Here is an 11,521-nt window from a genome sequence, read left to right as displayed (position 1 = left end):
GCGTATGAATTATGAAACATAGTTACAGAATCAGTTAGTTGTATTTACATCAGAAAGCGGTTTCTTTATGATGAGGATATCACAAAGGATTAAGGAGAGAAGTGAAATGGATAAGTTAACAAACTGGGTGGAGCAAGCCGTAGTGCCTAAAGTTTCAAGGATTACAAGTTTACGTTATTTTCAAGCCTTAAGAAATGGTTTTTTTGCAATTATGCCGTTAACAATTATTGGATCGATTTTTATGTTGATTACAGATTTTCCAGTAGCAGGGTATGGCGATTTTATGGATGGAATTTTCGGTGCAGGTTGGGCGGATATGATTTCACCAGCTTATCGAGCGACTTTCAACATGATGGGAATTATTTTTGCCGGGACGATGTCCTATAAATTGGCGGAAAGTTACGAAATGGATCGTTTAACTTCATTAATTTTAGGAATTGTCGCTTACGTAGTCGTTTTACCGAAAACGGTGACCACTGAATCAGGCGAAGTTGTGACGAAAGTTTTATCGTTTGATTGGTTAGGAACGCAAGGGGTGATTACGGCCATTATTATGTCAATTCTTTCGGTTGAGTTGACTCGTTTCTGTATTAAGAAAAAATTAGTCATCAAAATGCCTGAAAGCGTGCCTTCTATGGTGAGCCAAGCTTTTAGTGCATTGATTCCTGGGATTTTTGTGGTAGCGGTGGCTTTATTGATTAATGGGATTGGGCTTTCGTTTGCGGATTCCTTCCCGCAATTAATTTATGCGGTGATTCAAGCGCCACTGCAAGGTTTAATCGGAACCCCTTTTGCAATTATTATTGTGGCTGGCTTAAATGGACTGTTCTGGTGGTTTGGGATTCATCCAACTGTCATCAATTCCATGCTATATCCTATTTTATATGCGAATGCAGACAAAAACCAAAGCTTAGCGGAATTAGGGCAATTAACTGCTCAAAGTGGCAACTTTGGCACGGTCCAAATGCTCGATCAATTTGCCACAATTGGAGGCGCTGGTTGCACGATTGGCTTGGCTATTGCAATGGCCATCGTCGGACATTCATCTAGAATGAAAGCCATGTCGAAAATTTCGTTTGTTCCAGCATTTTTCAACATTAATGAACCCTTGATTTTTGGACTCCCAGTTATTTTTAACCCTTTATTATTGATTCCGATTGCGGTCGCGCCGATTGTATCGGTCTTGATTGCCTTTCTGTCAATGAAAATTGGGTTCATGCCAATGTTTACAAACATTCAAGCACCATGGGCTACGCCCTTTCTGTTTTCGGGCTTTTTAGTGGGAAAATGGCAAGGTGCAGTGACGCAAGTTTTAGCTGTTGCCGCTAGTGTCGTTATTTATTATCCATTTGTAAAAGCCTTAGATCGACAATATCAAAAAGAAGAAGCCCATGAAGTACCAGAAACATTGTAGAGAAAGAGGAGTGAAGGAAATGCATGTTGAGAATGATAAAAATATTTGCTGTGAAGTGGAAAAAGGAATGGAAAAAATGTATCATCCGATGGTGCCCGAGTTGGTTCAAACCTCTTCCTTTTATTTTCCAACTTACGAAGAATTTATGGCAGCGAGTATAGATGAAAAAAATAATTATGTTTACACACGTGGCACCAACCCCACAACAGAAATTTTAGAGAAAAAAATTGCTCGTTTGGAACGTGGAGAAAAATGTAAAGTTTTTGCCTCAGGAATGGGCGCTATTTCGGCAACGCTGTTTACGTTGCTCCAACAAGGTGATCATGTTTTAATGGTCAACACAATTTATGGAGAATCTGTTTCGTTTGTGCAATATTTAGAGAAATTTGGCGTATCCTTGACCAAAGTAGACGTTGCAGAAACAGAAGAACTTTTTCAATTTGTTCAGGAAAACACCAAAGTCATTTACTTTGAAAGTCCGTCCTCACAAAAGTTTGAACTGCTAGATTTAGAAAAAATAACTGCGTTAGCACAAAAAATCGGCGCATACACTGTCATTGATAACACGTGGGCGTCACCGTTATTTCAGCATCCTTTATGCCATAATGTGGACCTGGTGATTCATTCTTGTTCCAAATATATTGGTGGTCATTCGGATATTGTAGCAGGGGCTGTCATTGGCAAAGCAGCGCTTGTAGATCAAATTTTTGAACATGGTCATCAAGCTTTAGGCGCAGTCAATAGTCCCTTCAATTCTTGGTTAGCGTTACGAGGTATTCGTACCATGCCCGTTCGGTTGGCGCATCAGTCTCAAGCCATCCAAACGGTGCTGTTGGCTTTGCAAAAGGATCCGCGAATCAGCCGCTTATATCATCCTTTTGTAGGAAATCAACAACAACAAGCGTTAGCAGAAAAATATTTAACAGGTTATGGCTCATTGTTTGCGATTGATTTAAAAGATACCGATTTTGAACGTTTGAAAACATTTGTGAACGCATTGACGCTGGTCACAATTGGGGTCAGTTGGGGTGGCTTTGAAAGTTTGGCCTTGCCTGTATTCAAAGGCAATAACTTGGCGGCTGTTCAGAAAAGAGGCTTGTCGCCAGCGCACATTCGCATGTACGTTGGTTTGGAAGAGCCAACATCTATTATCGAAGATATTCAACAAGCCTTGGATCAAGCCTATGGCGAAGAATCGCTTTTGTGAGACATTAAGGCGGAGCCATTGTCTGCCTGTGATTCAATAACATATTTTCAATTTTAGGAGGGGAACTTAAATCAGTTTGACTGAGGTTGCTCCTCCTGTTTTGCATTTTTTTATTAAAGTCAAAGCGTTCCTCTTTATTTAATAGGCAAAGTTCGATATAATAATGGTCAATATTAGTCAAGAGAGAAGAAGGATGGAAGACTATGAGTAATCAAAATACGTCAGATTTAATCGAGGCTTATTTAAAAAAGATTTTAGAAGAAAGTAATAAAATTGAAATCCGTCGGGCGGAAATGGCTAATTTATTTAATTGCGTTCCTTCACAAATTAACTATGTAATTAATACACGTTTTACCATCCAACGAGGCTACGCAGTTGAAAGTAAACGTGGTGGAGGCGGCTATATTCGCATTGTCAAAGTACAAATTTCAGATAACGATCAATTACTAAAACAAATGGATCAATTGATTGGCGCAACCTTAACAGAAAAAGATGCGCTAACATTTATTCAAACATTGTATGAAGAAGAAGTGATTACGAAAAAGGAAGGCAATTTAATGCTAGCTGCTTTAAGTAAAAGCACATTGAATGGTCTGGGGAATCACGAAGATTTTCTAAGAGCTCAAATAATGCGTTCATTTTTAGAGCGCTTGAGCTATGAGGAGGAATAACTATGGATGAACTATTTACAGAAAGTGCGAAAGCCGTACTGGCGATTGCCCAAGAAGAAGCGAAGTATTTTCGTCACCAATCCGTCGGTTCTGAGCATTTATTATTAGCACTCGTTTTAGAACCAAATGGGATTGCCGGAAAAACATTACGACAATTGAATACTGACACAGAAGACATCCGTGAAGAAATTGAGCATTTAAGTGGCTATGGCACCATGCAAAGTCCAATGGGAAATAACAACTTATACTTACCTTATTCACCAAGAGCCAAACAAATCTTTGCCTATGCTGGAGATGAAGCGAAGCGCTTAGGGGCTCAAAAGATTGGTACCGAGCATTTATTATTAGGCTTGTTAAGAGACGAAGAAATTTTAGCGTCTAGAATTTTAGTGAATTTAGGATTAAGCTTATCCAAAATGCGTCAATTATTATTGAAAAAAATGGGCGTTTCCGAACCCAATGGCGCACAACGTCGTCGGAATGGTCAAAGTAAAAATGCGCCACAAGGGACGCCAACATTGGATTCTTTAGCAAGAGATTTAACCAAGTTAGCACGAGAACAAAGCTTGGATCCAGTAGTTGGTCGCGGGACCGAAGTCCGTCGTTTGATCCAAATTTTGAGTCGCCGTACCAAAAACAATCCTGTCTTAGTCGGTGAACCAGGTGTTGGGAAAACAGCGATAGCAGAAGGCTTAGCCCAGAAAATTGTCAACCGGGAAGTCCCTGAAGATATGCAAGGCAAACGTTTAATGATGCTAGACATGGGTGCCTTGGTTGCTGGAACCAAATATCGAGGTGAGTTCGAAGATCGCTTGAAAAAAGTTGTCGATGAAATCTATCAAGATGGACAAGTCATTTTATTTATCGACGAATTGCATACCTTGATCGGTGCTGGCGGTGCAGAAGGGGCGATTGATGCTTCAAATATTTTAAAACCTGCTTTAGCACGTGGCGAGTTGCAAACAATTGGTGCGACAACTCTGGATGAATACCAAAAATATATTGAAAAAGATGCCGCTTTGGAACGTCGTTTTGCCCGTATTCAAGTAGCAGAACCAACCCCAGAAGAAGCAGAAGAAATTCTAAAAGGCTTGCGTTCCCGCTATGAAAACCATCATGGCGTAGAAATTACAGATGAAGCTCTACATGCGGCGGTTCAATTATCGATTCGCTATTTAAATGACCGCCAATTACCAGATAAAGCAATTGATTTAATGGACGAATCTGCAGCAAAAGTTCGTTTAGATAAGGCAGATCAACCTTCAGAAATTAATGAATTGCGTACCGAAATTTCTCAATTAATTACGGAAAAAGAAGAGGCCATTCAAAACCAATCATTTGAAAGTGCCGCTCGGATTCGTCAAAAAGAAAAACAAGTGATGGAAAAACTAGAAGAATTGATTGCAGTGAAAGAAAAAAGTCTGTCTGGTTACAGTACACAAGTAACAGAAGAAGACGTGGCTGGGGTCGTTTCACAATGGACAGGCGTTCCTTTGCAGCAGCTAGAGAAGAAAGAAAGCGAACGATTGATGGAATTAGAAACCATTTTACATCAACGGGTCGTTGGCCAAAATGAAGCAGTTGAAGCTGTTTCACGCGCTATCCGTCGTGCGCGTAGTGGCTTGAAAGACCCAGCAAGACCGATTGGTTCCTTCATGTTCTTAGGGCCAACAGGGGTTGGGAAAACGGAACTTGCCAAAGCCTTAGCCGAAGCGATGTTTGGCAGCGAAGAAGCTTTGATTCGCGTGGACATGTCTGAGTTTATGGAAAAATACAGTACTAGCCGTTTAATCGGTTCTCCTCCAGGTTATGTCGGCTACGAAGAAGGCGGCCAACTAACTGAAAAAATTCGTCAACGTCCTTATTCCGTTATTTTGCTAGATGAAGTAGAAAAAGCCCATCCAGATGTCTTTAATATTTTATTACAAGTCTTAGATGATGGCCATTTAACGGATGCCAAAGGACGAAAAGTCGATTTCCGTAACACGATTTTAATCATGACCTCCAACTTAGGAGCAACAGCGATTCGTGAAGAAAAACATGTCGGCTTCAATGTGAAAGACATTTCTAAAAATCATGAATTAATGCAAAAACGAATCATGGAAGAATTGAAAAAAGCCTTCCGTCCAGAATTCTTAAACCGAATTGATGAAACGGTTGTATTCCATTCCTTGAAACAAGAGGAAATTCATGAAATCGTAAAAATTATGAGTCAATCTGTCGTGAAACGGATGGCCGAACAAGAGGTTAAAGTGAAAATCACACCAGCTGCAATTGAAGTTATTGGTAAAGTCGGGTTTGATCCAGAATATGGCGCACGTCCAATTCGTCGGGCCTTGCAAAAAGAAGTGGAAGATCGTTTAAGTGAAGCCCTTCTTTCTGGTCAAATTCAGTTAGGGGATAAAGTAACTTTAGGCGCTAGCAAAGGCAAAATTACGTTAAATGTGCGGGCACCAAAAGCACCAAAGACAGAAGCGAAAGAATTACAAACTGTATAGATGAGATGCAAAGGAGGTCGGGACAGAAGTGTTTAACTCCGAGAAATAAGAAGGAATTTCCGAAAATTGTTCTTTAATTTTTGGAGAATTTCGGCTTATTTCCGAAGGGGTTGCTTCTGTCCCACGCTCCTTTTTCTATTTTCCAGTGGCGATTTCTTTTTGAGAATTGCCAGATTGATTTTTCTGTGCTACGTTAATAAGGAGGGGTGATGGAATGGAACAATCTTTTTTTCGAGAATTACTACATTATCAGCGTCCAAAGGATAATCCTTTTCGACTAGTGTTTGCTGGCTTGGTTATGTTCAGCATTCTTTTTTTGGGCTATATCAATCATCAATTATTGATTTCAAGCTTTGGCTCGTTAGGTATTTTTACTTTTTTATATTATCAGCCGTTACCATTAAAACAGTTAATGACTCGTTTATCTGTGGTCGGTAGTTACCTTTTTTTAGGAAATTTGTTAGGCATGTTATCGACCCATATTGCATGGCTTATTCCCATTGTTGTTGCACTGGTCGGTTTTGGTGGCCGCTTTTTCTTTGAAGTCTACGATATTTCAAAACCAGGGGCCTTCTTTGGTGTGATGGTGACAGCGATGGGTGCCAGTACGAGCATTCCGTTAGCAAAAATTCCGTTCATGAGTGGCTGTATGTTATTAGGCATTGGCTTTTCCATTTTGTTTGCACTAGTGTTGCATTTTACAGAGAAGGAAATCAGTGCCCCGCTAGCTAAGCGATCATTACGGGAACGAATTTATCGGCATCCAGAAGCGCCATTAGATAGCATATATTATAGCTTTGTCTTATTTTTTGCTGTATATATCAGCGAAAGTTTACATTTACAGAATCCGTATTGGTTAGTCGTTTCCTGTGCATCCATTTTACAAGGAGACAATTTACGTGCGATTAAGCAGCGAAATATTCAGCGAATTTTTGGCACAACGATTGGATTGGTTATTTCCGCTTTTCTGCTTAATTTAGCTTTGACAACTTTTGAATCGATTGTCGTGATTACGATCTTATTTGTGACCGTTGAGTATTTTATTCGTCGTAATTATGGATTGGCGCAATTTTTCACAACGCCTATGGCTCTGATGCTTTCATTGCTCGTTCGTCAGCAGTACGTGATAACGTTGATTCAATTCCGCTTTTTGGGGATTGTTTTGGGTAGCTTGCTAGGCTTAGCAGCAGCGTGGCTATTCACCATTGTAGTAACGTTTTATGAACGAAAATACCACTTGAACGAGTGACCAAAGAACAGATGACCAGTAATTAAAAAAAAGAGCATTTGGTAGGTAAGCGGATGGCGCTTCTCTACCAAAATTTTTTTCGGAAACATTGTGAAAAATGTACGTTTAATACAGATAGGCTCTTTTAAAGTTTGTGAACGTATGATACTATTAAACGGTCATAAAGAAGGAGGCTATATTTATGATTGAACTGATTGCAACTGCAGAATCTGTTGAGCAGGCTGTAGAATTACTCGCAACAGGTGTGGATACATTATATATTGGAGAAGAAACATTCGGGTTGCGTTTGCCCGTATCTTTTACACGAGATGAACAACGCGAGATTGTGAAACGTGCACATGAAATGGGCAAACAAGTGCTAGTTGCAGTAAATGGCATTATGCACCCTGAAAAAATGAAATTAGTCCCAGAGTATCTGACATTTTTAAAAGAAATCAACGTCGATAAAATTACTTTGGGTGATCCAGGGATTGTGTTTATTATGCAACGAGATGGATTAGAAATTCCTTACGTTTATGATGGCGAAACCTTGGTAACGAGTTCACGTCAAATCAATTTTTGGAGTAAACGAGGAGCCATCGGAGCTGTCCTAGCTCGGGAAGTGCCTTTTGAAGAAATGGTAGCAATGGAAGAAAACTTAGCAGTTCCAGCTGAAATTCTTGTCTATGGGGCGACGTGTATTCATCAATCGAAACGCCCATTAATTCAAAATTACTACAATTACACAAAGAACGACAAAGGGGTTACGAAAGACGAAGGGCTGTTTATTTCTGAACCCAAAAAACCAGAAACCCACTATTCCATTTATGAAGATAGTCATGGTACGCATATTTTTGCCAATAACGATGTGAACTTGATGAATGAGTTAACAAACTTGTATGACCATCACTATCGCACATGGAAGCTCGATGGCCTTTACACACCAGGTGAAAATTTTGTCGCGATTGCTCGCTTATTTGCTGAAGCGAAAGCAGCACTTGAAGCGGGAACTTGGTCAGAAGATCAAGCAGCTCATGCAACAGCTGAAATTGAAAAATTACATCCAACAGGTCGTGGCTTAGATAATGGTTTCTTTGATTTAAGTGCCGACGCAATAAAATAAATTGATTCATTTAAGGGGAAGAAGAACATGAAAGTAATGACAGAACGAACATTGAAGCGTCCCGAGGTGTTGGCTCCAGCCGGGACGCTAGAAAAACTAAAAGTCGCAATTCGTTACGGTGCCGATGCCGTTTATATCGGAGGGAATGCCTACGGTCTGCGTAGCCGCGCAGGAAATTTCACGCCAGAAGAAATGGCGGAAGGCGTAGCCTTTGCCCGCGAACATAATGCGAAAGTTTATGTCGCTGCCAATATGGTCACTCATGAAGGAAACCAGGAAGGGGCAGGAGCGTTTTTCAGAGAATTGCGAGACATCGGAATTTCAGCTGTGATTGTTTCCGATCCAGCTTTAATCGAAATTTGTGCGACAGAAGCACCAGGTTTACCTATCCATTTATCGACACAAGCTTCAGCAACCAACTATGAAACATTAGAATTTTGGAAAAATGAAGGCTTAGAACGTGTGGTATTAGCGCGCGAAGTTTCAATGGAGGAAGTTGCAGCTATTCGTGAAAATACGGACATTGAGATTGAAGCCTTTATTCATGGAGCAATGTGTATTTCATATTCAGGACGTTGTACTTTATCCAACCATATGTCGATGCGGGATGCCAATCGTGGCGGTTGCTCTCAATCTTGTCGTTGGAAATACGAGTTATTTGATATGCCTTTTGGGACAGAACGTCGGAGCAAAACCAGCGAAGGGGAAGTTGAAGAAGAGTTTTCAATGAGCGCCGTAGATATGTCTATGATTGAACATATTCCAGAATTAATTGAAAATGGTGTCGATAGTTTTAAAATTGAAGGCCGCATGAAATCCATTCACTATGTTTCGACAGTCGCTAATGTGTATAAAAAAGCCGTCGATTCTTACATGGAAGACCCTGAAAACTATGTCTGCCAACAAGAGTGGATTGATGAATTATGGAAAGTAGCACAACGTGAATTAGCAACTGGTTTTTATTACAATACACCAAGTGAAAATGAACAATTATTCGGCGAACGTCGTAAAATTCCACAATATAAATTTGTTGGTGAAGTGATTGCGTACAACGAAAAGACGCAAGTCGCAACGATTCGTCAACGGAACCTTTTCAGTGTCGGCGATGAAATTGAATTTTATGGTCCCGGGTTTACCCATTTCCACCAAACCGTTAAAGAGATGTATAATGAAGACGGTGAAGCGATCGATCGGGCACCTAATCCCATGATGTTATTAACAATGGAAGTGACGCAACCTGTTGCAGTCGGCGATATGATTCGTAAGAAAAAATAAACCAGCCAAAAGGAGGAGTAAATATGAGTGTCCGCGTGAATGATTTATTAAAATTACCGTCTTTGCGAGAAGCGACGGTACTTTCTGGTAAAAACCAATTGGACACATCTGTTGCTTCTCTTTCTTTTTTAGAAGTCTCTGATATGTCTTTGTTTTCGGAAAAACTTCACAAAACAAATGAATACCATGCTGGCGAAATTTTGATTGGTTCATTTTGTGCCATTCGTCATGATGTGGTGAAGCAATGTGAAACGATTCGGCATCTCCATGAATTAGGCGAAGTAGGCCTAATCTTGTACTACGTTGGGATTATCGTACCGAAAGTTGCAGAGGAAGTGATTCAATTAGCGGATTCTTTAGGTTTTATTTTAATCCAAATGCCTAAAAATGATCCCACATTACGCTACAACGAAGTCATTTATGAAGTCATGAAATTGTTAGTCAATAAAAATAAAATGGCTTCTTTTGCAACGGACCTCTTGGAAAAAGTTTCCCTTTTGCCTGAACAAAACCGCAGTGTGGAAATGACCTTGAAAATCCTATCCGATTTTTTAAAAGTCAACATTGCGTTAACCACATATACCAATGAAATCATCAGCACCATCAATTGGCCGCGAAGCACGAAATTACCCTTAACCAAGTTACTTTATCAATCACAAGAGAAAGTAGCGCTGGGAGAAACGACCTACTTCATTACCTCGCAAAAACTTCCTCAGAAAGATGGACAAACATTGAAGCTTTACTTCATTCGAGAAGAAGAGCAGTTAACCTCTTTTGAGATGAATCAAGCGGTGGAAGTCGTTCAGATGGCTCTGAATTTATGGGGGAAAAACTATGACGAAGTCAGTGAGTATGCCTTAGTCCAAGCAATCATTAACGATGAAAGTGATAAGATGTACCAATTAGCCAAAAAATTAATGATTGATATTTCTTCTGTCGAAACGATGTGGCTTTTGCCTATTTGGCAACAAGGACAAGAAATCCACGCTATTCAGCAAGATTTGAAAGATTTCCTACGTTACTATTACCAAACAACGATTGTCCAGCAAACAGAAAATTACCTGATTGTTCTCTTAGGTAATTATTTACACAAACAGCCTGAAGCCACGATTAGTAAAGAATACTTGCAAGCCACAGACTATCAGGACTATTTAGGTGAAATCATCCTTTGTCCGAAAGTTCGTAACACGACTGAAGTGCGTGTCAGCTACCAAACCGCTAATCAAGTCGCGCCGTTTTTAAAGCGCGTCTATCCACAAAGAAAAGTGTTATCAATCGCGGAAATTCGTACAGTTCAACAAATGATGACGTGTCTCCAAGCAGGAGAAGAAGCAATCCAACAACGCTTAGCAGTTATCCAACCTCTCTTAAAAGAATCAGAGCAGTTAATGACATTAGGAACGTTTTTACTAGATGCAAGTAGTGATTTTAAAGAATGCGGCGAACGCCTATTTGTTCATAAAAATACGGTCAAATATCGTATCAGTAAAATTAATGAAGCGCTCGGCTATGATATGACCAACGCCGCCGAAGCCTATGAAGTCTATTTGGCGATGATCTTATATCGCTTGGTCACGAATGAATGAAAAAAGCAGACAGAGGTCGGGACAGAAGTGTTTAACTCCGAGAACCAAGTAGGTACTGTTCAACATCTATTTGCTTTGCAAATAGTGTTTCTCAGCAATAAGAAGGAATTTCCGAAAATTGTCATAAAACACAACGAGGTACGAGTTGATGTTGCATGATACCTACCCGGTGTTCTTTAATTTTTGGAGACCAAGTAGGTATTGTTCATCATCGAATCACTACGTTCTTCGTGATTCTCAACAATTTCGGCTTATTTCCGAAGGCCCTTCAACTCTTAGAGCTGTAGCTCTTTTGAAGGCTGTACTGTGACGAGACGCATGTCGAGAAAACATCTTAGAAGTTGTTGAGATCGAAGCAACGCGTAGTGTTGCCTCTGTTTCCGCCGTTTATCAATTTTTAAGCCTGGGACAAAAATCCAAAGTGATTTTTGTCCCAGGTTCTTGTCTATTTTTTATTTTAAGCCAAAACTTCCTCGATATTTTTTTCAATTTGAAAAAGACCTATGACTGATTTTTCGT

General features: G+C 40.0%; 9 protein-coding genes. All 9 read left to right on the top strand.

Features of this window, described 5'->3' with window-relative positions:
- Positions 1–106: 106 nt before the first annotated feature.
- Entirely contained in the window at positions 107–1,414 is a 1,308-nt protein-coding gene (locus PYW42_RS13850) for a PTS sugar transporter subunit IIC (RefSeq protein ID WP_002389441.1), read from the top strand.
- Positions 1,392–2,621 carry an aminotransferase class I/II-fold pyridoxal phosphate-dependent enzyme gene (locus tag PYW42_RS13845; protein ID WP_002411310.1) on the top strand — a complete coding sequence of 410 codons (1,230 nt, stop codon included), beginning with the start codon at positions 1,392–1,394 and terminating at the stop codon, positions 2,619–2,621. The genes PYW42_RS13850 and PYW42_RS13845 overlap by 23 nt, the downstream gene beginning before the upstream one ends.
- Positions 2,622–2,824: 203 nt before the next feature.
- Entirely contained in the window at positions 2,825–3,292 is a 468-nt protein-coding gene (locus PYW42_RS13840; protein ID WP_002354715.1) for a CtsR family transcriptional regulator, read from the top strand.
- Between the two features lie 2 nt (positions 3,293–3,294).
- On the top strand, positions 3,295–5,790 hold the full coding sequence (locus PYW42_RS13835; RefSeq protein ID WP_002389412.1) for an ATP-dependent Clp protease ATP-binding subunit: 2,496 nt from the start codon (positions 3,295–3,297) through the stop codon (positions 5,788–5,790).
- 214 nt (positions 5,791–6,004) lie between these two features.
- Positions 6,005–7,039: an FUSC family protein gene (locus PYW42_RS13830; protein WP_002389464.1), complete on the top strand. Its 1,035-nt coding sequence runs from the start codon at positions 6,005–6,007 to the stop codon at positions 7,037–7,039.
- A gap of 181 nt (positions 7,040–7,220) precedes the next feature.
- A complete protein-coding gene (locus PYW42_RS13825; RefSeq protein ID WP_002354722.1) occupies positions 7,221–8,141 on the top strand; it encodes a peptidase U32 family protein in 921 nt (306 codons plus the stop codon).
- A gap of 27 nt (positions 8,142–8,168) precedes the next feature.
- Complete coding sequence (locus PYW42_RS13820; protein WP_002368523.1) at positions 8,169–9,416, top strand: peptidase U32 family protein; 1,248 nt, start codon at positions 8,169–8,171, stop codon at positions 9,414–9,416.
- A 23-nt stretch (positions 9,417–9,439) separates the two neighbouring features.
- The gene (locus PYW42_RS13815) at positions 9,440–11,002 is read left to right on the top strand and encodes a PucR family transcriptional regulator (protein ID WP_002354724.1); all 1,563 of its coding nucleotides are present in this window, start codon (positions 9,440–9,442) and stop codon (positions 11,000–11,002) included.
- A gap of 331 nt (positions 11,003–11,333) precedes the next feature.
- A complete protein-coding gene (locus tag PYW42_RS13810; RefSeq protein WP_223302471.1) occupies positions 11,334–11,513 on the top strand; it encodes a hypothetical protein in 180 nt (59 codons plus the stop codon).
- The last annotated feature ends 8 nt before the right edge of the window (positions 11,514–11,521 follow it).

This window comes from Enterococcus faecalis, assembly GCF_029024925.1.
In the GTDB taxonomy this organism is placed as follows: domain Bacteria; phylum Bacillota; class Bacilli; order Lactobacillales; family Enterococcaceae; genus Enterococcus; species Enterococcus faecalis.
This window is presented reverse-complemented; position numbering and strand designations above follow the sequence as displayed.